Origin of the sequence: Rufibacter latericius (assembly GCF_003721515.1) — a bacterium.
In the GTDB taxonomy this organism is placed as follows: Bacteria; Bacteroidota; Bacteroidia; order Cytophagales; family Hymenobacteraceae; genus Nibribacter; species Nibribacter latericius.
The window spans coordinates 316,321-338,738 of record NZ_RJJD01000021.1; the positions used below are offsets into that span (position 1 = coordinate 316,321).

Here is a 22,418-nt window from a genome sequence, read left to right on the forward strand (position 1 = left end):
TTATATAAGAATTTTAGGACTATTTATAGGAAATTTAACTAGATTATTATATTCAATTCCCTTTTGGTTACAGAATATTCTGTAGAATTACTGTAGGTATAATGCTAATTTCATGAATTTTAAACTTAATTTTTATGAAAAAATTCTTATTTTCAATAGCCATTTTAATTATTTTCTTAAATGCTAAGGCACAGGAATGCAACTGTGATATTGCACTTAATAAGGATAGAATACAAATAACTCAAACGGAAAACCAAATCAAAACATTTCTTAGTATTCTTAGCAAGGAAAACTATGAGCAATATAAAAGCTCTGGAGGGTTTAAATTGGGCATCCCTATAGTGGATGATATGATAAGCCTCTCCGCAGATTGGTCAGATTTCCAACTTAAGCGTCAGGCTTATTTTAGTCAAGTGGATGAGAAATGGAGTATGAATAAGTCCCATGAGGAGCTTAGAATAATTACATCTCCCATTTCATATGATGCGTGGATAAACTGCATTAAAACATGCAATTCAGATAAAATTGGAATTTATGGGTGGGTAGAAGATGAAGCTAAAAACGACTTAAGGATTTACTTAAAATACAACCCCCCCCCAGGCGCAACTAAGTCCCTTCAATTAGTTGGGGAACTTCATAACGGAACAACAATTCTGTCAAACGGAAAAAAAACAGCGAAGATTGTGGGTGTAATAGCTCCTAATGGAACAAAAACTTTTACAATTATAAGAAACCCAAAAACTGGTTTAGCTAATTTTCATATTACCGCTGGCGGATATAAAGGTTTTAGCTATAATTCAACTTTTATAAACCTCCCACCAAGTCGTAATGCAAAGGCAACATTAGTCTTGGATAAGCCTGAAATTAAACTGATTGAGGTAGGGCCTAAATGCGTCTATTTATCTACTCCCGAACTACATGAAAAAGGATGTAATGGTTGTGCTGTGCCCTTTGGAGATGGACAGAATGAAGGAGCTAATAACACAATGTACTTAAAAGTTGATGGCGATGATAGGATACTAAAAAATGTAGTTGCTCCCGTTTGTGAAGGAGCAGCTCCACAAGTGAGGGGGATGGTAGAAAAAAGTAGAGGGAGAATAAAAAACCTTATTCAAGACCTAATTAAAGAATTAGACAAGTCATGTGCATTTGTTGAAAACATGAATTACGTGGTGGGTCAAGATGGCAAAACAGCAGTAGCAACATTTAAATCTTCAAGTCGCTCTACTTATTGGCGGTTTTGTGGAACTGAATACATTGTACAAAAATTACCAAAACCAGAAGAGATAAATTTAGGTGAAATCAAAGCGCAAAGCTTTACTTTCAAAGTACCTAGTGACTGTACTGGTGCAATTCTAAATTTAAAAATTGGAAATAATGATTATGCAATAAATGTAGGAGAATCAAGGCCTGATGTGAATATTAATTTAAAAGCTAAAATTCCATCTCAAAATAGCACAACTTACGAATATAGGCTTGACTAAAGATTTTACCTCCCCAGAGATATAAAAGTGAGGGTGTAAAATAAAATTAGTCTAGCCTGTAATTAATAACATTAAGTTAGAATGTGAAAGTCAAGCTAAATATGTAAAAAAATGCATCTTAGATGGTATTCTCAAAAAAAGAAAGCACAATGTACTTGAGACCTCTTCTTTTATTATTATTTATTTTATTTTTTAGAAATGCTGCTAATGCTCAGTATTGGAAATTAGCAGAGGAGGCCCTTGATGCTATTGAACAAGCACAAGAATCTAATGATGATTTGCAAAAGCTTATCGGTGCAGCAAAAGATATTGAAGAAGGCAGGACTCCAAATAATTTTTCAGAAGATTGGCTAAAAGTAACTCAAAATTTTGATAAAGCAGCTAAACTGATTAAGTCCGCTCCATTACCTACGGACTTTGATAAATCCAAATACTTTATAAATATAACAGGTGTTAATTGTAATACACAGAATCAGCTTCTTGTCCAAGGGAATAAATATTTGGCTGATTTGAAGGAGGCGCGAAAATCTTCGATTTTTCTGCAAAAAAAATTAGATAAGACCCTTAAATTATTGGATGCATCTTCAAAGGCAATAAAGGTTTTACAAGACTTTAATTCAAGACTTTTTGGCCTGCCTGAATTTGGCAGGTATTTTCAATGGAATTGGTTAGAGCTTGAAACTACTGTTATACCTGCTCTTTCAAATCTTAAAATTGAAACTAATCGGCATAAAAATAAATTAAAAGCTGAATACGAAAAAGTAACTATTCAGGCTGAAAATTTAGAATCTAACTTATTGCAAATTAGAAATTTGAATTGCACTGTAAAGTTGTCTTCTCAAGCAGCAAATAGTAGTGAGGTGCAATACGGACATGCTTCAATTTGTCGATACAAAGCACAATTTTCTAATATTATACTTACTGTTGATTACAATAAAGGAATTAGGCAGATAGTAAATGCTGTTCTAATTGCGGACTTTAAAGAATCGCTTTTAACTTCTTGTTCAACTCCTTCAATCCCTATAAACCGCCACTCATATCGTGGCGAAACAGCTTCTGGTGAAGGTGGCAGAATAAATATCGTATTTCGTTCAAGTGCTAATAACCAGCCAAAATGTCGTGTAAGTTTTTCTGGAACCTTTCAAGGCAATGTTATTAATGGAAATTTGACCTTTGTGAGAAATGATGCCGGTGATATATATGCTTTTACAATTATTCAACCAATTTCAATCAATATTAATTAGTTATTATTATGGCTAAATTACTAATAATTAAAATTGTTGTATTTTTGTTTTCCTTTAATATCCTACTAAGCAATGTATTTGCTCAAAAAAAATCCCCTAGACAAAACTCTAAATTAGTCATTACGAAATTGAGCACAAATGCAACATTAAAAAAAAATGAGGAATTTGATGATTTTCAAGCCACTTTTTTCACTGGAAAAAACTTCACTGGTGAAGCATTTACACTAAATAATATAGGAGATTTTCCAGTAGAAGAAAATATTAAAATTTTGTCAGTAAAGATTTCAAAAGATGTTCAAGTTACTTTTGAATTTGATACAGGATGCAACTCATTTGAAAATGGAACAATTAAATTTTTATCTAAAGACTGTGCAGATATTTTCACGGAGTTAGGATGTAGTGAGGATTTTTCTAAAATAAATAAAGTCATCATACGACCTAATATGAATGAATTTGAAGAGGGAGAAATTATTGTTTATGAAAAGCCTTATTTGCAAGGAAATTTTAAAATTATTAAATATGGAAAGTTCACTGCCAAGGAACTTGGATTGCTTGAGATTTCTTCCCTACAACTTCCACCTTTGAGTGAAGTTAGATTATATTCTGATGAAGATTTCAAAGATGAGATTGGATTTGTCATGACAAAAATTGGAGAGAGTTCTGAAAAGTTGATGATACCGATGCCGGGAAAAATTGAATCTGCAAAGGCTAAATCTATATCATTCTATAGGACGCTTGTAATGGCTGACCCTATTAATATACCTTTACCTACTCCCAGAAGAAGACTCCCAAGAAGGGGGAATTAAATATAGGGTTAAATTGCAGAAAATAAGAAGACGCTAAAACTATTTTACAGGAAATTTCACCGGAATAATCATTTGTAAATAATTTAAATCCATAAAACGCCCCTCCCTACGCTCCTTTAAATAGAAAACGCTCAAACCTCCTTAAGAGCTTGTCATATCCATATACCCATATTTAAGCTTTTCAAAGGTGTGACCACAAAATATCATAATTCCTAATGAATGAGCAACAGAAAGCCCACGCTACATTCTAAATTTGTTATTAAGTGTAATACAAGTAAGAATTGAAACAGTGGATAGTGAATTGCTTACCTATATTGAAGTTTCGTGCAACTTAAATTGAAAGCCTAGTGGCTGTAGAGGAATAGGAGCAGAGGTTACCACATAAAATAATTTAATAAGCAGTAGGGGGACCCAATGCCCCCTACTGCTAAACTTTAAATTTAAAACTCCTTCATCACCTTATCAGCCATATAGAAACAAAAAGAACATAAATGAATAAACTTATTTATATGCATCTACTCTCTAGCTGTTTTCTGTGTGTTTTATTCCAACTAATGAACGTTCTCCGTTAATTTATGGGTCAACACACCTATAAAGTAAAGCCTCTTGGTGGGTCTAAAACCCTACTTTTACATATTAACCCCTATGCGGCCATTGCATAACTATCTTTAGGTTTTGCAGGTCCCCAGGGGATTACCTTGATTGAACAAGGTAATTCAAACGAAGTCTGCACCTCTTCTCTTATCATGAGAGCTACATAATCCTCATTTCCCCCCGTTGTAACAACCCCATGTCGTAGAGGTGAGAGGGGAAGATTGGAGGCTTTGTTGTTGATACGGTGGCAAATAGAATCTAAAATAAACTTTCCTTCCATCTGCTCAAGTAAGCCCACACAATTCCCATTAGTCATTTTGTTAAGTAATTTAACAAAAGTGTGAATCGTTGGGAAAACACCTTTGAAGGCCTTAATCATCGCCAACTGTTGTGTGCTTTTATAGCCTTTCCCGTAAATCACATGACCAAGTGATTCCCTCACTTGCACATTGGATGATTCGGGTGAAAGCACTCTTAAGGCATCAAAAAGACAATTAAACAGGCCACCCTTTGAAACAACGTTTCGGAACTTAGTCACTTCCATATACTCCTCTCCATTGATCTTTTTATTAAATAATTTAATTAGTGATCTTGCTATATTAGGCGTAAGGGAAGTGTCATACAGTAGAGCCAACAGGCTTTCATTCCCATCTAACTGCAAGGAGCCTACGTTCATCAAATTATTCTTCGGCTTTTTAAGCTTGGATGACTTTGCTTTCGCAATACTGTGGGAGTACAACAAACGGTATTCATTAAAAGAAAGCTTTGAGTGCATACCACTTAAAAGGGGAATGCCTTGAACAGTCCTAGTTTTTCCACCTCTTTTCTTGTTCGCTAAAGCCTTAAGATAAACGTAGAACTCATCATCAAAGCCCCATTTACCGGCATCAAGTAAAGCAGTGAACACCACATTGGTCAATTCGCAGACCTTGACTTCGCTGAGATAATTTCCAGCATACCTGACAAATTGCCTCGCATCCTTAGGCAAATCCATTAATGTAGTAGAAACCAACCTAGTTTTGGGATCCAAGGAGAAAAGGTACCTATGAGTATTCAAATCAAAAGCCTTAAATAGTTTTGTGTTTAAAGCAAGAATATTCAAGTTCGCTCCCCTATCCATAAAACTAACTTCGGAAGCCCTAGGATCCCAGCCATTTGCCAAGTATTCATGATACGCATCAAAGTCTATGGTCAGTTTCCCATTGATGTAGAAGTTGCTGAGCTGTGGGTAAAGGTTCATCCCATTCAGCCTCTTAAATTCATTTAACATTATCTGATCTATGAATTCTGTAACTCTAAGATATTCTACCTTAAAGCCAGGGGCCTCGTACTCCTCAGTAAATGCGAAACCATGTTTTGGACATCTTCCGAAGTGCCATTGCTCTGAAGAGAATAACACATTGTGTCGCACCAACATGTCTAGATAGCCGACACAGTCAGGAACCAATCTGATGATATAGGGATAGACATTGATGAAGTTTTCCCATTTAATCGCCCCTTTATCTCTTGCAGGAACAGTATAAAAGGCGGAGACAATAAATACAATCTTATCTCTCTCTAGGTCACCATATCCTTCTGGGAATTCCAATGAAAGAATCTCATCAGGGTCAAAAGCCAATGGAACTGGCCTTATACTGAAACTATCATACAAAAAATTATTATCAAAACGTAGGCACTTTAATGTTGCGTATAAATTATTACTCTTTTTCATTTTATCAATATTCTATAAAGATTTTATTTACATAATTTAATTTTTAATACTTCAATATCTGCGAATACATTTAACAATATTGGAGACCTAATTTTAACCTTAATTGACTTTAAATTTAAACTCATCTTTTACTTTACATTTTAAACACATAAACCTTAACTTTTTTTTATAGTACAAAGGTAAAACGAGTGATTACAAGTGAAAGAAGGTTTTTTCAAGTATTTTAACAGAATATGTATTTTGTTTAAATTGTGCAACAAAAAAATACATAAAATACCAATAAAAACTAATTACTAGCTCATATTTATAGTTAATCCTAATAAAAATACACAACCCCACTCTGTCTTTAACCTGTATCTTATTTTTCAAAAACAAAACACTTATAGAGTCTACACCTACATCCATCACAACATATTACTTAATCCTACAAATTACCAGCACATAAAACGAACTACATTTTAGACAGCACTATTACACTACCTTTTCCACTCCGTTACTTCATCCTACACCTATTAAAATAAGCGATAAAACCCTAAACCAAAATTCCCAAGAAGATGTAGCTACATAATCCAATTACCCTCCTACTTCCTTTATGTAGTTACACTATTACCACATTTTATCAGCTTCAGATGGACTTCAATAAATTTAACTAAGAAAGATAGATAACCACTAAATGAGAAAGCCCTATAACATTCCACTTCGTGTTAGAGCCTACAATAAACATTTTAAGACTAAGGAGTCTGAAATATTCCTGAAAGTAGAGGCCAAAGACCCTTACGAAGCCACTAACTACACTAGTTTGCTCTATGAAAGGTACTTACAGGAAGGCGCCAAGCTTGAAATCAAAGGCGGTATGCACTACTTATACTGGAAATTAATTCATCCTGGGGGACTTTACTTAAAGGCTCTTAACTTCCTACAGGTGTTAGCTTATCTGGATTACTACGAAACCCTGCGCCAAAACAAGAGGAACGCTGCTATTGCCGTTCTTAACGCTTACAATGAAAGGGAAAGGTCCAAGCAACAGACTGCAGAAAAAGCCAAGGAAGAGGAAAGCAAGGGCTTTTCATATGAGGAAAAGAATGGGGTGACCTTTATTAAAGGCACGAACTTCGTTATCAGTAAAATTCTTTAGTCATTAAATAATTTAATAAATTAACTCACCATTTTAAATAGTTTACAACCACTCTGCCTGCAACCCTCTTACTATGGGAGAAAATTTATTCTATGGCCTAGGTGGGGACGGCAAACTTAGGCATATTTCAGAGGTAGCAAACGGTTTAGACTGTGGCTGTTATTGCCCAAATTGCTCTTTTGCACTAATAGCCAAAAACAAGGCAACCAACATCAGAATCCCTCATTTTGCCCACGCCTCCGACAGGGAGTGCAAGGGTGCAGTTGAAACAGCGATTCATTTGCTGGCGAAGGAGGTGCTGTTAGAATTGAAGGGAATCCACCTTCCTGACTTCCACTATGACTACGCCCCAGAAAATGACCGCTCCCTATGCCTTTCAGGGCAATTCTTTTCATTTGATGCGGTTTTACTTGAGAAGCGTGTAGCCCACCAAAACCGCTTTATTATCCCAGACGCTATAGGGGTAGTCAAAAACAAACCCATTTACATTGAGTTCGCCAAAACACATTTTGTAGAGGAGGGCAAGAAGGATATTTTGATTAGCTCGGGTGTTTCCTGCATTGAGATAGACTTAGGGGGCTTTGAGCAGAGTCGGGATTCAATAAAAGAAGCCCTGCTTGGTACTACCAAGGCAAAATATTGGCTTACAAATCCTACTTTAGATTTTAGATTCAGGCATTACAAGGAGGAGGCACAAGGACGGTTAGAGAAAATAAAGCATTTGGAGAATTCAGTATTAAAAAAGAAGCCAACTACTACCAATTCCGCGATCCAATTATTTGATTATCAGCTAAGCAGGAAGTATGAAATATTCGAACTAAGTAATCCAGAGGGATTATTCCTTAAATGTCCTCTTTTAAAACATAAAAAGGAAAGCTTAAGAGATAATGTAAACTCCCATAATATGGGTAAGATAGCCATTAAGGAGGGAGAAGCATGGGATGGGGAAATTCATGGAAATCCTCTCCAAGGGGAATGGATAGAATTAAATGGCAAAAGGAAACAAGTAACCCCAAGCCATAATGATTTCAAAAACCTCCCTCACGAAGAACGGGTAAGGTGTAAACAACTAATAGATGAACTGATAATGCTAAAGGTGTTGCACTTCAATCCTGTCTATGGACATTGTACAAGATGCAGATACAACGAAGACTTATTTAAAATAAATTACGAGAGCCACTATCACTCAATATGCAGGTTCAGAAATGATACAGGAGTAGTCACTTAAGCCTATTTTTTAAATTTAAAAATTTATTGCACACGCAATAAGAAAACAGGAAGGCCTCTGCACTTCCAATTCTTGCTTTTCAATTTATACCTCCTTAACTATTCCTCCAAGCCCGTCTTACCCTCATTTTAGTCTGTTACAGCCCACTTCTTCTTAAAGACGGCACAACATAGCAAGTCTAAAAGATTTTAAAGGCTATAACAGGCTAATATTTCATTTTTAAGAATGGCTATTCCCCTTATAATCAATGAAGCAACCTGCGGTGAACAACAGACTTGGGGAACCCACCTTTGGCACCTTGTTTTGCACCTGTATTAGCCCCGTCAAAGACCTTTCTGCTTTCAGTGTCCTAATGATTCCCTAATAAGAACAAGCCTGTGAACGGGCTAAAACAGGGCTATTAAATTATTTTATGCGGCTAACCTCTGCGGCATAATAAGATTATCTGGGTGAAGCAGATTCACATCCAACGAGGGCTTTACCCCAATGTGCTTTAGGCACTCTTCCTTTATAATTTGTTTCAAATAGGTCTCATTCCCCACTGTGGTCATAATGGAATCATGGAGGGTGAAAATTGGTGTCCCTGGGCGTTCCCTCTTTATCCTTCCGCAGATTTTATCCAATACCACGTGGGCTTCTATGGATTGGAGAAGGCAAGCCAGAAGCCGGTAGTTGTCTTCCTTGAAGAACTCAAACACCTCCATCACCTTTGGGAAACAGCTTCTGAATGTGTCTTTGGCCATCTCCCTTTGCTGCCGGATTTTCATATCCTTGAAAGATTCATCTGTTTTTCCTCCCTCCTCATTCATGGAGAACAGGATGGTGAACATTACTTTCTTCATGTCATTCCTGTCCATGTCCACTCTGCCTGTATTCTCAATGTACTTTACTAAAAGGTGCTCATAGATTCCTTCCAACACAATTTCTCTGTAATGGCTAATGTCTTTACTAACAATCTCTTCTATCATACTGTAAACCATAACGAGAGAAGACGTTTGGTGCAGACCTTCATAGAGGGTATGTTGGAAAACATGCTGTAAAGACATTCCCTTGAAAGATATTGTGTCCACCCTTTGTAGATATTCCATAATGTTATTAGAGTATGATATAGAATTTGTGTCAAGATTTTTCCGCCGCATCTTCCCTTCTGAGGAGAAAAAGGCCTTGTTGAACAGGGCTAGGCTGAAAAACGGCTGCGAGTTCTTTATGTCAACCTCAACTAATCTTTTACCGTCGTAGGTGAGGAAGTTCCTTAGTTCCTTTTTCAGGTTACTCAATGAGGTGTGCACCCTTCCGGCCTTGTCGTCCATCTTGAAGAAATAATCCTTGTCGGCCACCCGCTCTGCCGCCATTAGGGTGCTGTAGTATTTGTTTACAAGCTTATCCCTTGTGGAGAGCCTTTCTTTGTCCCCTTTGCCAGTCTTGTTCTTTTGGCTTATCCTCGCCGTCTTTTTACGCACTTGGAAAAGGTCGTTTTCCCTTAGCCTTCCCTTTCAGAAGGGTGTTGTTTAGGTATTCCCTTACCGCCTCTATGTCCAGTTCCAATTTGCCCTTTCCAAACCAGTCGTACAGGTGTTGTAGCTTGCTGTACTCAGGCTTTGTGAACAACTCCGCCATTTCCTTCCGTTTTGCCTTGGCGAGCTTCGCCTTGAACTTCCTTCCTAATTCAACCAGTCTGTAATCGCCTCTGTAAGGTTCCGTGTGCCGGTACAGGGTGGACTGCGCCCCGACTATGTACTGATTGTTGGCTGTTTCAAGCACCCCCGTTCTTACAAAGTAATCAAGGGAGCCTTTGTAGCCGTTTCCAATCACCGCCATGAGGGTCTTTGCGTTCACTGGCACCCACCCGCTCCACGTGCGTAGGTCTTTGTTGTTTGCCCTTATGGTGATGGGCAGGCCTACGGCGTATAGGAGCCTGTCCTTGTCCAGGTTCTTTATCTCCCCCTTCTCCGGTGGGTACTTTAACAGATGCTCGTCTAGGTTGAATTTTAATGGAATCCGAATTTTCAATTGATGTTTTATTAAATTATTTATTGGTAAAGTTTGGCCAATACAATACCAGCAGAAGGGTTTTCCTTCTTTTAAAATGCCTTTAGGGATGTCGGTTGTGATTGCCTTTTGCAAAGGTAAGTCGCATGTTTACAAGTGGGCGGAGGTTTTAAACGGTTTGTTCAAAGGACTGCCCAAAAATTCAATGTATAGACTTCTTTGTACTATTTGATATTGTATATACCTTTTACAAGAAATAATAAAATTTTATAGAAAATTAAATCATATACAATGGACTTATTAGATATGTTAAAAACTCATTACCTACGTGATGGGATGAAAATTTACAATCCAAGTAATCCTAAAAAAGGGTTATGTGCTTACTGTGATAAGCCCATAACCCAATATGGACGAAGTGTAACGACATGTGAATACCACTGGTTGAAGAAGAAGTACCGGGGAATCAAAGAAAGAATCAAAAACAATGAAAAATACCCTTATTTGATTGATATTCAATTGAAAATGACTTGGGAAGAACTTGTGCTTTGGGCGAATGAAAATCAAGAGTACAAGAGCATGAAAGACCCAGCTCTTTCAAGAAAGAATATGGGAGCCGATTACTACCCTGATAATTTGCAATGGTTAGAGTACAAAGATGCTGTAAGGTATAAGCCATATTAAGATTTTTTTAATTAATAAACCTATAGTATGGAAATAGCCGAAGTGTTAGAAAGCCTATATAGTGTTGATGCAGAAAATGTTCTGAAGATAATCCGTCAAACAAAGTATTCTAAAGAGGCACCACAGAATTGCTTAGCCATGCATACCGGCTTTACATTCAAAAACCATAAGGGAACAACTTTTGAGGTATTCCTAAGTTTTGACAACCAAATCCTTTATAGGCAGGTGGTTAAGCATTTTGATAATTTGCCTAAAACTTGCGGAACGATATATGAGAAGCAGGGTGACTATTTTGACTCCTACATTCTTACATACGTCTATGGAGCAGAACAATCAGGAGACAGGATAGACGGTACTGCCTTTGATACTGCCGAAGATTATCACAAAATAATTGACAAGATTAAATCATTTAAAATTTTTGTTTTAACAGATGGCGGAAATCAGACGGTTATCAGAGAACTCCCACTTAGAAGAAGCTTAGACACAATACTTTTCATGGGCAATAATGAGATAACCGAATATATTCCCATACAAGAGCGCCAAACCTATTCACAGGAAAGTGAGGAACCCTTTGGGCAATACTCCGGAAGTTATGCCCAAGAGATAGAAGGGCTTAGTGATGACTTTATCAATGACGTATTAGATGGAGACCCAGACGCTTATTGGAACATTGACTGAAATACATTGTACACTTTTAAAAAATCAATTCAAATAATGAATGATTTCCAGTTTTATTGAAGTAAAATCCCAAAAGGTCTATTTGATAACACTCTTAGTGAAGTCAGGTAATCAGTATGTCAATGCCATATGTATGACGTTTAAATAGTGAAAAGGCTGTTTCGGAAAAACTTCCTCTACAGATTTAAGCCTTGCCACCTTACGTTTGCATTTGGATGTAAATGTGTACCAGTATGCTTGAATGGGCTTCTTCCCACCCTTTTATGTGCCGTTCTTAATAAAGAATGGGTTTAGGCACATTGAAAAGATTTAGATTGGTCGTTTTCACAGTATATAGGGGCACGAGCACTATGTCCTGAAAATTCAGCAGTTTAGCCGATGTTTTTAAATTTAAATTATTTAATGGATTTGGCTAAGTGCAAATAACCGTTTATACACGAATACAAACGACTGTATCCTAATAGCTTACGGATAGGGCTTGATAGCCATTGGTACTAGCCTCTGCCTTTGGGTAAGGATTAATTTAAATTGTAAGGGTACTGAAAGCCAAAACAGCCATTCCATAGTATTTAAGGCATTATTTTGAGGTTTAGAGGGAAAACGGCTACCTTATGATGGGTTTTACATGAACCACTATAAAAGAAACATCAAAATTAATAATAAGCCTACCTTTAACTATAGTGCCAATAACCGGAACGACTCCGTTTATACCATAGTTATGCCTCATTTTAATTAATAATGAAACTATTCCCTGCACACAATTTCACTGTTGAGCTAAACGACCACAGTTCTTTAGCATTGGAGAAACTTAAGCAAAACACTAAACTCAACGATGCACTTGTTTCGGAGTTGACCCAAAAGGCATTCATTGGCCAAGTTCATGAAAGTAGGTTCGAAGTGATTTCCTCTGCTCCTGGATATGGCGCACTTTGTGTCCTGACAGGTGATTTTCAAGGCAAAGAAGGCATAATCAATATTAAAATACATACTGCATTCAAAGTGCTTTCCCTGATTTTCATGATTCTCCCGATTATTCTAGTAGGAGTTACGCTTGCAACAAGAGAAGTGAAATATCCATTTGATTTAATCGTGCCTATTTTGATGGCGATTGCATTTGTTAGATTTGGTCTTTTAGGACTAGGTTTTCGGACAGTATCAAATAAAAGTCTGAATCGGCTAAGAGAAGTAATTAATATGCGTGAAAAAAAAACGTGGCATAACAAGGTATAAACGCCACCTCGGCCGATGGCCTTCATCGTCGTTTATACTAGTCCGTTGGACGTAATTATTTTTTGGCATGCTTCAAAATTTAGAAAAAATAAGTCCCCTATCGACCGAAGTATTACAATTCTTGACGACACTTGCTGGGAATGAAAAGGTCGATAAGATTATTGTTTTTGGTTCCCGTGCATTAGGTGACTTTGAGAAGTATTCGGATTTAGACTTAGCCGTAGACGCGGCGGGAATTGAAAAGTTTGAATGGCTCAAATTGAAAGAATATGTTACCTATGATTTGAGAGACGTAATCAAGGTTTCATTAGTCCACTATTCTACGAATCCAATAAAACTAAAAGAGCGAATAAACCAAACTGGAACAATCATATATGTCAAACAATCGCAAACTAGAAGACAGCTTAGGAAACTTAAGAAAGGCAGTTGATAAATTATTATCAGCATTAAGAATTCCAAATGACAGAGAGTTAGTAGTTGAAGGAACAATACAACGTTTTGAGGTTGTAGTTGAATTATTGTGGAAAACATTGGGCAGAGCCTTGAAATATGAAGGGATACAAATTCAACCAGACACTCCGAGGCAAACAATGAAGGAAGGTTTTGCTGCCGGGTTCCTACACAATGAACCAATTTGGCAAGGTCTGCTTGATAAGCGAAATACAAGTTCACATGAATACTTGGATGAAGAATTTATTGAGGATTACTACGAAGAAATAAAGGAAGTTACCCCTGAAATTGTTATTGTTCTTGAGTTTATGGAAAGCCGCTATTTCTAACTACGCTTAATTGTGTGTTTAATAAATTGTGGCGGACCGAATGAGCACTCGGCTCTAAATCCCTATTTTGATTTTATGGTTAATTGGAGCTGATGTTTTTCATATGCCACAACTTCATAAACACTTAACGTTGTAGGAAATTTAAATAATAAAAGATTCTACTTGTAGATAAATACTTTAAAGCAAAACCTAAAACATTCTCAACAATTAAAAATGGATTTACAGAACTTTGACCTTAACGCATTAACAATTCTTTTGAATGCATCAACAAGAAATCCTGAACTTAAATCTGCGATCGAATCAGAAATACAGAGGCGTATGGCTGAAAATAATAAGTATTCAAGAGAGTATATATTTCAAGTTTCGATGATGCAGAAACACGCGATTCAAGTTTACTTCATACCAACTACGGATGCTTATAAAAAATATGGAGAATATGTTACTGTAGAAATGATTTTAAGTGATGAAGAAATAGGTGAAATGGTTAAAAATATTTCCTCAAAACCTCCAATTAATACAAGCGGACAAGTTAAGGCAAAAGTATTGTCTAGTTTTGATTTAAGTGAAGAACAAATAAAACTACTAGAGACTGAAGGGTTTCACACAAGTGAAATACTTAAAACACAACATTTGTAAAGAAAAACGCCCGATAACACTGTGCAAACGTCAGCTTCGGCCAACGACCACACGTTAAATAATTTAACAAACAAGTACGCCCTTCCTAGCGCTCAATCAAAGGGCAACATGGAAGGGCGTACTAATAATAAAGGCTCTTTGTAGTTGTTTTCACCCACTTACATTAATAGGTTTAACGATTTTCTATTTTTTTAAAGGTGCTGTTCTTGTCTTCTCTTTTACCAAAAAGTAACCTTGATGAGAAGCTAGGGTCATCCACCTGTAGGGTATGGTCATCTACGATTTTCATCCTTAGGTCTGCGCCATTCTCATAAAATCTTTCAAGATATAGGTAATCCCCTTCCACTCTGTAGTCACGGGTTCCAGCCAAGTCCATTGTGGCCTTTGTGTCGCTGAACTCCACTTTCATTCCGCTGGGGTTTTCATAGAAGCCCTTTAGATTATTGGAGGTGATTTTACCATTTATGAAATCACACGATGTTAGGAGTAGGGCAATTGGAAATATAAGTGTAAAGATTCTTCTCATTTTAATGCTCAAATTTCGTGGGGCTAGGCCGTTAGCAGAAGTTTAATTTTAAAATATGGTAAAAGTGAATTGCCTAGTCTCGGCAGAAGCCGTTTGTGTAGAACCGGTAGGCGTTCACCGCCTCTTGTAAAGCATTCAAGTAGCGCGGCTCCCTTATATCTCTAATCTGTTCTTGCTTACCCCCTTTCTCAACCTCCAAGGAAAGGGCGTATTGAATTCCTTCTAAAATTTCGCTAAAATCAATATTATAAAGACGGGAGTAAGCTAGGGCTGCCCAATGGTCTGGTAGATTACTTAACTCCCGCCCCAATTCCTTCCTCATTAGGGTAAACAAACACTCTTCCAGAAAACTCGTGCCTTGACTATGCCATTCCAAATACAGAGAACCTACAAGTGGCTTAATCGGTTCTATGCCCATCATTTTGAGTTCCCTTTCCTGAGCGAAACAGCGTCTTGCCCTAAATGCTATGGTTTTGGGGTCATATCCCTTTGTGCCAACATTGCTACAGAAGTAGGCTGACCATACCAGACTAAGTTCATTTTGGGTGCCTGTTTCTTGCACAACTAACCGGTTGATAAGGTCAATGGTTTTAAAATGTATCTTTTCCATACCCCTTATTCCCCTGGCCTTACAAAAGTAACTTGCTTCAAGTCTTTACCTTCGAACTCAGTGCCATTGTCAAGCCGTATGGTGTCTGGGTGAAGAACCTTAAATCTTACTCCCCCGTGGTATAACTCCCCGAACGACAAGTTTTCTATGATGAGATACCCGTCTTGGGCCTTGTAGTTTCGTGTACCAAACTGGGGCATCGTTACCGTGCTTTCAGTGAACTCCAGTTTTTCCCCTTTGGAGTTTAAGTAAGCCCCCTTGATATCGTTTTTAAAAAGCTTGCTTTCGATGGACTCACAAGAAGACAACAAGGATAGGAAGCACAAAGCTGGCATGTAGATTTTACGCATCTATAGTATTTTTATAATTAGGTTACCCAAGGTAACAAATAGCAAAGTTAGCAAAATGACGCGTTTACGCGTCGTTGTAGTCTTGTTTTCTACGGCATTTTTGGCTGTGAAAAACCCCAAAGTACTACAGGCTTTCGGAAAGCGCCTGAGGCAACTCAGGTTGGAAAAGAACCTGACCCAAACCGAGCTGGCAGATGCTATTGATGTGGCGCGTTCTTCTATTCAGAGGATTGAAGGAGCTGAATTTGCTGTTACATTGGATGTTTTAGTATCTCTTGCGAATGCATTGAAAATATCTTTACCAGAATTATTGAACTTCGAGGCTCCAGATTGAGAGCTAATGATTTATTATCCTACAAGATAAATCTTATTTGGTAAGGGTAACTAGTTCGCCTCACCTTAGGTATTTACACCAATCGCGTTTCATCCTTGAGTAAGAAGGTAGCGTTATAAGCCGTAAAAAAATATCCCATGCATGATAAGGCACGTTTTTCTGAATCCCTTCAATATCGTAACTCTTTTGGCAACCTATAATTAAGTGGAAAGCACTGGAGCTGAAAGATTACGCGCAAAAGGTAGATGACTTAGGCGTTCGGTTCCCCAGTAGCAAACCCTATCTTTTCACCTTAGATATACTAGAATAACAAAATCAAAATGGCAGATTTTAATAAGGCCTTTGAGCAGGTAAATGGGCACCAAGAAAGTAGCCAACATAATAATGAGCATGATGAGAGTGGTAAAACATTACTTTGCTCAAACTGCTTTCAAGATGAGGGACTAAAAATTGACGCTAATAAAATTGGGTTTGTGAACAATGAGGAGTGCCCAAACTGCAAATCTAGAAGTGGACACAAGCTTACAAAAGATTTAGTTCATACTCTTTGCTATCGTTTTTTTGTTAGAGGAACAATCCATAAGTGTGATTATGGGGGCTCTCCGTTGATTCAGTACAATGAACAGCATTATAACCTAACTAACATTGACGTTTCCCCTTGGCTTGAAAACGATGTTAAGTTAATTGAACAAGCCGGAAAAATAGGGCTTTTTTATTATGGTCCTAGATTATGGATGCTCGGTGAAATAGAGCCCTTGAAGTCCCTTCAAATTGATTTTGAAAGAAAACAAATTGTTGATAGAATCCTGAATACTTATCCTGTCAGAGAATTAAATAGCGATGTCTATTTTTATAGGTTAAGACTAAACCCCAATGTTCCTCACGAGGTTCTGGAATACGACACTCCTCCCGACCAATTTTTGGGTGGAGGTAGATTGGATGATTCTAACTTCCCTGTTCTGTATGGTTCGCCGGATTTGGAACTCTGTTTACATGAATGCCGCACATCTGTGGAGGATGATATATTCGCTGCAAAGTTAGTTCCGACACAAAACTTGAAAGTTTTAGATTTATCATCAATTATTGATGAAGACACGACAGAGTTTGAAAGTCTTGATTTGGCTATTCACTTCCTATTCCTAGCAGGCAAGCACTCCTATGCCATCTGTCGGCAAATTGCATTTGCAGCAAAGGAGAATGGCTTTGACGGCCTAATATATCCTTCGTATTTTAGCTATATAAGAACAGGGCATATTCCATTCGATACAATTTATGGAATTACAATAAGGAAGTTTCCTGATTTAAAAGAATATGCCCAATCGCAAAGTGTGCCTAATATTGCACTATTTGGGCGGCCTATAAATGAAAACAAAATAAGAGTTGAATGCATAAATAAAGTCCTGATTAATAGGATTGGTTATGACCTAAGCTTTGGGCCTGCTTTCCATAAGGCCATTATTGAAGATTCAGAAGAATGGGATGATACTAGTGATGTCTAAAAAGTTTATGTCGGTGGTTGATTCATTTTAATTGAGATTCAAGAAACATGAAAGAGATAAGTACAAAAGTTTTACTTAACCTTACCTTATTTTACTCACAACCCTGAGTCTAGGGTGCCTCATAAAAGGTACGAAGAACTCATGAAACCAACCCTTTACTGGATAAACGCAAGTGTTCCGTTTGTTAAGTAGTTAGGTGTCAATATGTATGAAAGAAAAATACATAAGTTATAAAAATAAAAGAGACGTTCTTTTTGTCTTTGGAGCAGGCGCATCCATAGCGGACGGCGGCCTTATGCAAAGAGATTTATTACCTCAAATATTGAAGGCAGAGTATGAAGGTTCTGAACCAGTAAACTTGGTTAAGCATTTTATTTACAACAACTTTGACATCGAAAACGGTAGCTATCCTTCACTAGAATCTGTTTTTGGATACTTAGATTATTTTATTTCAAAAAAGGAAAGTTTAAAAGATGGCTATTCTACGCTCCAATTAGTTAGTGTTAAGGAATCTCTTATTCGCCTAATACATTATATAATTAGTGAGTCTAAAATTCGAAAAGGAGTTTACACGAAGTTTTTAACAAGTTTAAATTGTCTAAACAAGAATGTATCTATAATTACAATGAATTATGACACTCTCCTGGATGAGTCGTTCGACTTCTTATACCCTAAGCATGCGCTAATTGACTATTGTATAAACTTCATGAACTTTGAGCAATACGATAAAATTGATGCATTTTATTGGTGGGTTAATCCAAGAGAGCCTGTTATAATTTGGGACAACAAAGTGCCAACGCCGATTAAAGTTTTAAAAATACATGGATCCTTAAATTGGAAATATTGCAATTGTTGTAATCAAGTATTGTTAACTCCATGGGATACTACAATAGATCTAGAATCTCAAGGTTTTAAAGGAAGGATTGGTGCTAGTTGTGAAAATCCAGAGGAGATAATTTTTGATTTAAAGTGTCCTAATGATCAAAATTCTTTTGATACTTTCATAGTTCCGCCTTCCCACATAAAAAACCTTGATCATCCTGTGATTTCAAAGCTTTTTGACGAAGCTGCATTTGAAATTAGGAAAACAAAGAAAATTATATTTATTGGCTACTCCTTCCCTGAAGCTGATATTCATATAAAGGCTTTATTCAAAAAAAACCTTTCAGATGATGTTGAAATAGAAGTTGTAGATCCATTTTTAAATGAAAAAATAAAAAGTAATTATAGAGTTTTAAGTAAGAACACGGTCTTTGTTGAAGACAGCTTTGAGAATTATATCAAAAAAAAAACTTGGAGATAAATTAAAAATAAATATTTAGTACGCAATGTTATTACTCGGCACATTGCAATATTTGTATATTAAAAATTTATGCTATTAATATGAGCTTAATAACCTTGATGCACGCGTTTCTTGCAGTAGTTCTTTTTTTTGGAGTCAATCTATTGGGTCAATATACACCTTCTAATCTGGGTTATTATCAATTAACTACTTTTTTGGAGACAGACGAAGCTCCTGCATTTAACTTTATTATTCGAGTATTAACTCCTACTGTATTTATAATCTTAATTAGCGCACTTTTCTATTCGATTGGGCTTGATAAGTATATATCAAATATCTATATGATTGGTGTTTATTATGTTTTATTCCGAACAGCATTTAATATTGGCATAAATCGCAGCAGATTAATTAACTGGAATAGGTTTATCCTGTACTCATTATCGATTATAAGTTTAAACTATTTTGTATATAAAAAATTTATTATAACAAAGTCGAACATACTGCCAGATTTTAATAATATGGCTAATGAGCTTTGGATAATTATAATAATTTTCTTGTATAATTTCATAAACAATATCCAAACTTCTGACAGGAATGCTCAAAAAAGAAAAGACAAATATGTTGAGGTTCAGTTTGCAGTTATAAACAGAGAATATAGCCCCATAATAAGACAAGTAACTGACAATTTAAGACTTAGACAGATTGCGCTCGCTATTATAATTTTTGAAAATTTTAATAGACCTAAGCTATTTAGAATAGTTGAGTATATTAATCATTTCTTCAATAGGAAACCTCACTCATTAGGGATAATGCAATTCACTACAACTAAATTTATCAGCGATAAGGAAAGTGTGAAATTAGGAACTGAAAAACTGTTAAAAGATTATTTAGATTTAAAGATTAAGTACTTGGCTGAAGAAAATAGGTTAGAGAATGAAGAATATTATGACGAGACTTATCAGAGTAGATTGATTGAAGAATTTAATCCGGATATAACCTATTCCTACGAGGTTGTACAACTAGCAAATGAAATAAACTTTAAATACTTTAACAATGGACCTATACGCCTATTTAACGGCATTTAATATTATGTAAATAGCTTCCTTGAACTATCGCTTCATCTTAAATGATTTAATAAATCTAACGCTCCTTTGAATGGCAACATGGAAGGGCGTTTTCTATTTATGTGCATTGATAAAATAATTTAACAAATTAAATGATTAGATAAGGCTCAAACTTCAAGCAAATCTAATCCAATCCTACCCCATCTTCTCAGACTTCAAAGGTGTAATCACATAACTACAAACATCCACCTCGCCCTTTATATTGCTACACTTTACTTTGAATCCTCAACATCTAAGCTACATCTCATAGACAACACAATACAACATCAATTTAGAGCAATCACTCATTAATGCGCTATAGATAGCCAAGAAATAAATCAATCATTAGTTTATATTAACTTTTCTCTATTTAATTAATAAAAGCTTAAATATAAATAAATCAACATTGCTGATTTTATTAATTCATTGATTATTAGCACATTAACTATAAAATATAAATAAAAGCTAATTTCTTTCTTTGACTTGTAATAACAAGTTTAATTTTGCATTGAAATTAAAACTTTAACACAACAAAGAAAATGAATTTTAAACCTGAAACTCAACCCAGTATAACACATCATGAGTGGTATACCTACATGCCAATTGACGTTCTTTATGAAGCACCTGATGGAACAATATATTCCTTCGAAACGGAGCCTGGACTAGACTTATTCGAATTATACAAGTCCTTTTTAGGCGATACATGTTGGAGCATTTCTCCAAAACAGCAGTACTACGAAAATCTAGAATTCACATTAGATTTCCCAAGAAAAGCACTGAGCCAAATCTAAGACAATCATGGTGAAAAGGCCTTTTTACAAGGTCTTTTACATTTCTTTACAATTTAACTATAACAACTATAATAATACATCTTAGAATAAATGGAAAGCAAACAGTTCATGTTTGCCATAGAGGGTTTGGACATAGCCGCAATATTGGCAAATGAGGGGAAAAAGAAATTGTATATCAAAAAGCAAATAGACAAATATCACTACTTTATCCACCATATCTTAGAAAAGACTAAATACAACCGGTTGAAGGAAGGGGCTTACGTTACGACCTCACATAAAATAATGGCTAACCTGTGTGGTAACAGGTATATTCTGGAAATAAAAGCATTCCTGTTGAAATGGGGAATTGTTGAGGCAAATGGGAAATGGAAAAACGGGGAACAATGCCAAGGGTACCGACTAACTTCGCAATACAGAGACAAACGAATAGTTCAGGTAGAATACAGGAATGAAAACTTTCTAAATAAACTCAATAGTGAAAACAGAAAGAAGTTAAACGATTTAAACGGAATTAATAAATATCTATTGTTCCACCTGGGGGATTTAACGATAGACAGCGAGAGGGCCCTTCATTATTTGAATGAAAGGTGTGACCACATAATAAACAACTCCTCCCCCCTCCCCCTTTATGTAGTTACACCTTCTACCCAACATGAGTCAAGCCTAAAGGATGTAGGGTATTACTTACAGGCCATAAATGATTTCCAGATAGGCAATGTCCGTCTGAAGGAAGACAGGTATGGTAGAGTGCATAGTAATCTGACCAATTTACATTCCGAACTCAGGCAGTTCCTCTTTCACAGATACAGACCTATGGAAAGGCTTGTTAATATAGACATCGTGAACTCCCAACCATTCTTTCTGGCCTTCCTGTTATTGAAGCACTACAGGGCTCAGAACAGGAAAATGGAGGAGGACGTTGAGGCTTACGTCATGTTATGTGTTGAGGGAACAATCTACGAGCATTTCACCAAGTACAGCAACTTCAGCAGGGATGAGGTGAAGACACGTTTGCTAACCACCTTCTATAGCAGGAACACCGATAAACCAACTTCTTTTCAGAAGCTATTCGGGAAACTTTTCCCGAACGTTGATGATTATATCCGGTTCAAGAAGCAGGGTAATCACCGACATTTCTCTAGGCTCATGCAGAAAGAGGAAAGCTCAATGGTAATAGGGACTATCATTGGGAAGATTAGAGCCTACTATGGAACAGATGTTTTTGTGGCAACCATCCATGACAGCATCGTTTGCATGGAGTCAGACCAACCACTGATTGAGGGCATCATTGTGGAAGAGATTACCAACAAGTACAGCGTTGTTCCGGAATTTAAATCAGAGATTATATCTGAAGGTATTAAGGATAGGCACGAACATGAGAAGAAAAGATATATGCATCAGGTCAAATATGATGCATTGGGTAATGTTGCCTAAACTCATATGTGGATAAAAAATGCACCATTGTGGATAAATTTTTCACCCATTGATTCGTCCAAAATGCTCTACTGATTAGACCTCTACTGATTAGAACTTGACTTTAAAAATAAAAAAGCCCTTCTAATATACTTAGAAGGGCTTTTTTCATCCTTTTCAGTGATCTTCAATGTGGGCCCACTTGGAATCGAACCAAGCACCTACTGATTATGAGTCAGTTGCTCTAACCGAATGAGCTATAGGCCCGGCCAAATCTTTGATTTGGGAGTGCAATTCTACAAATTTGTGTTTAAA

Annotated in this window: 22 protein-coding genes and 1 tRNA gene; 16 read left to right on the forward strand and 7 right to left on the reverse strand. The window is 36.5% G+C overall.

Annotated elements, in window-relative coordinates:
* The first annotated feature begins 134 nt into the window (after positions 1-134).
* From EFB08_RS21120 to EFB08_RS21130, 3 genes are all read left to right on the forward strand, one after another.
* Positions 135-1,484, forward strand: a complete 1,350-nt coding sequence (locus EFB08_RS21120; RefSeq protein WP_123128959.1) for a hypothetical protein — start codon at positions 135-137, stop codon at positions 1,482-1,484.
* 122 nt (positions 1,485-1,606) lie between these two features.
* Complete coding sequence (locus EFB08_RS21125; RefSeq protein ID WP_123128960.1) at positions 1,607-2,728, forward strand: hypothetical protein; 1,122 nt, start codon at positions 1,607-1,609, stop codon at positions 2,726-2,728.
* An 8-nt stretch (positions 2,729-2,736) separates the two neighbouring features.
* The gene (locus EFB08_RS21130) at positions 2,737-3,534 is read left to right on the forward strand and encodes a hypothetical protein (RefSeq protein ID WP_123128961.1); all 798 of its coding nucleotides are present in this window, start codon (positions 2,737-2,739) and stop codon (positions 3,532-3,534) included.
* A gap of 643 nt (positions 3,535-4,177) precedes the next feature.
* Here EFB08_RS21130 and EFB08_RS21135 read toward each other — a convergent pair.
* Entirely contained in the window at positions 4,178-5,839 is a 1,662-nt protein-coding gene (locus EFB08_RS21135) for a hypothetical protein (RefSeq protein ID WP_123128962.1), read from the reverse strand.
* Between the two features lie 673 nt (positions 5,840-6,512).
* On the opposite strand from EFB08_RS21135, the gene EFB08_RS21145 reads away from it, so the two are divergent.
* Both EFB08_RS21145 and EFB08_RS21150 read left to right on the forward strand, forming a co-directional pair.
* Positions 6,513-6,974 (forward strand): hypothetical protein, encoded by a 462-nt coding sequence (locus EFB08_RS21145; RefSeq protein ID WP_123128964.1) that lies wholly within the window; start codon positions 6,513-6,515, stop codon positions 6,972-6,974.
* Between the two features lie 73 nt (positions 6,975-7,047).
* On the forward strand, positions 7,048-8,202 hold the full coding sequence (locus EFB08_RS21150) for a competence protein CoiA family protein (RefSeq protein ID WP_123128965.1): 1,155 nt from the start codon (positions 7,048-7,050) through the stop codon (positions 8,200-8,202).
* 410 nt (positions 8,203-8,612) lie between these two features.
* Here EFB08_RS21150 and EFB08_RS21155 read toward each other — a convergent pair whose 3' ends face one another.
* Positions 8,613-9,662, reverse strand: a complete 1,050-nt coding sequence (locus tag EFB08_RS21155) for a hypothetical protein (RefSeq protein ID WP_123128966.1) — start codon at positions 9,660-9,662, stop codon at positions 8,613-8,615.
* The gene (locus EFB08_RS21160) at positions 9,655-10,326 is read right to left on the reverse strand and encodes a hypothetical protein (protein ID WP_123128967.1); all 672 of its coding nucleotides are present in this window, start codon (positions 10,324-10,326) and stop codon (positions 9,655-9,657) included. The genes EFB08_RS21155 and EFB08_RS21160 overlap by 8 nt, the downstream gene beginning before the upstream one ends.
* A 156-nt stretch (positions 10,327-10,482) precedes the next feature.
* On the opposite strand from EFB08_RS21160, the gene EFB08_RS21165 reads away from it, so the two are divergent.
* From EFB08_RS21165 to EFB08_RS21190, 6 genes are all read left to right on the forward strand, one after another.
* Positions 10,483-10,872: a hypothetical protein gene (locus tag EFB08_RS21165; protein ID WP_123128968.1), complete on the forward strand. Its 390-nt coding sequence runs from the start codon at positions 10,483-10,485 to the stop codon at positions 10,870-10,872.
* A 27-nt stretch (positions 10,873-10,899) separates the two neighbouring features.
* Positions 10,900-11,550, forward strand: coding sequence for a hypothetical protein (locus EFB08_RS21170; RefSeq protein ID WP_123128969.1), 651 nt, complete (start codon positions 10,900-10,902; stop codon positions 11,548-11,550).
* Positions 11,551-12,288: 738 nt separating this feature from the next.
* On the forward strand, positions 12,289-12,780 hold the full coding sequence (locus EFB08_RS21175) for a hypothetical protein (protein WP_123128970.1): 492 nt from the start codon (positions 12,289-12,291) through the stop codon (positions 12,778-12,780).
* Between the two features lie 67 nt (positions 12,781-12,847).
* Entirely contained in the window at positions 12,848-13,210 is a 363-nt protein-coding gene (locus tag EFB08_RS24055; protein WP_123128971.1) for a nucleotidyltransferase family protein, read from the forward strand.
* Positions 13,155-13,559: an HI0074 family nucleotidyltransferase substrate-binding subunit gene (locus EFB08_RS21185; RefSeq protein ID WP_123128972.1), complete on the forward strand. Its 405-nt coding sequence runs from the start codon at positions 13,155-13,157 to the stop codon at positions 13,557-13,559. The genes EFB08_RS24055 and EFB08_RS21185 overlap by 56 nt, the downstream gene beginning before the upstream one ends.
* Before the next feature lie 213 nt (positions 13,560-13,772).
* On the forward strand, positions 13,773-14,195 hold the full coding sequence (locus EFB08_RS21190) for a hypothetical protein (protein WP_123128973.1): 423 nt from the start codon (positions 13,773-13,775) through the stop codon (positions 14,193-14,195).
* Between the two features lie 172 nt (positions 14,196-14,367).
* Here the strand turns inward: EFB08_RS21190 and EFB08_RS21195 are convergent, their stop codons facing one another.
* The 3 genes from EFB08_RS21195 to EFB08_RS21205 form a co-directional block, all read right to left on the reverse strand.
* Complete coding sequence (locus EFB08_RS21195) at positions 14,368-14,721, reverse strand: hypothetical protein (protein WP_125077826.1); 354 nt, start codon at positions 14,719-14,721, stop codon at positions 14,368-14,370.
* A 73-nt stretch (positions 14,722-14,794) separates the two neighbouring features.
* Positions 14,795-15,331 carry a hypothetical protein gene (locus EFB08_RS21200; protein ID WP_123128975.1) on the reverse strand — a complete coding sequence of 179 codons (537 nt, stop codon included), beginning with the start codon at positions 15,329-15,331 and terminating at the stop codon, positions 14,795-14,797.
* Positions 15,332-15,336: 5 nt separating this feature from the next.
* Positions 15,337-15,681: a hypothetical protein gene (locus tag EFB08_RS21205; protein WP_123128976.1), complete on the reverse strand. Its 345-nt coding sequence runs from the start codon at positions 15,679-15,681 to the stop codon at positions 15,337-15,339.
* Between the two features lie 55 nt (positions 15,682-15,736).
* Between EFB08_RS21205 and EFB08_RS21210 the strand changes: the two genes are divergently transcribed.
* The 5 genes from EFB08_RS21210 to EFB08_RS21235 all read left to right on the forward strand — a co-directional run bounded on the left by EFB08_RS21210 (position 15,737) and on the right by EFB08_RS21235 (position 22,124).
* Complete coding sequence (locus tag EFB08_RS21210; RefSeq protein WP_123128977.1) at positions 15,737-16,015, forward strand: helix-turn-helix domain-containing protein; 279 nt, start codon at positions 15,737-15,739, stop codon at positions 16,013-16,015.
* Between the two features lie 320 nt (positions 16,016-16,335).
* On the forward strand, positions 16,336-17,514 hold the full coding sequence (locus EFB08_RS21215) for an RES family NAD+ phosphorylase (protein WP_123128978.1): 1,179 nt from the start codon (positions 16,336-16,338) through the stop codon (positions 17,512-17,514).
* 208 nt (positions 17,515-17,722) lie between these two features.
* Positions 17,723-18,817, forward strand: coding sequence for an SIR2 family protein (locus tag EFB08_RS21220; RefSeq protein WP_123128979.1), 1,095 nt, complete (start codon positions 17,723-17,725; stop codon positions 18,815-18,817).
* Between the two features lie 80 nt (positions 18,818-18,897).
* The gene (locus EFB08_RS21225) at positions 18,898-19,881 is read left to right on the forward strand and encodes a hypothetical protein (RefSeq protein ID WP_123128980.1); all 984 of its coding nucleotides are present in this window, start codon (positions 18,898-18,900) and stop codon (positions 19,879-19,881) included.
* Between the two features lie 899 nt (positions 19,882-20,780).
* The gene (locus EFB08_RS21235) at positions 20,781-22,124 is read left to right on the forward strand and encodes a hypothetical protein (protein WP_123128982.1); all 1,344 of its coding nucleotides are present in this window, start codon (positions 20,781-20,783) and stop codon (positions 22,122-22,124) included.
* Positions 22,125-22,296: 172 nt separating this feature from the next.
* On the opposite strand, the gene EFB08_RS21240 is transcribed toward EFB08_RS21235, so the two are convergent.
* Positions 22,297-22,370, reverse strand: a tRNA-Ile gene (locus EFB08_RS21240).
* Positions 22,371-22,418: the final 48 nt, after the last annotated feature.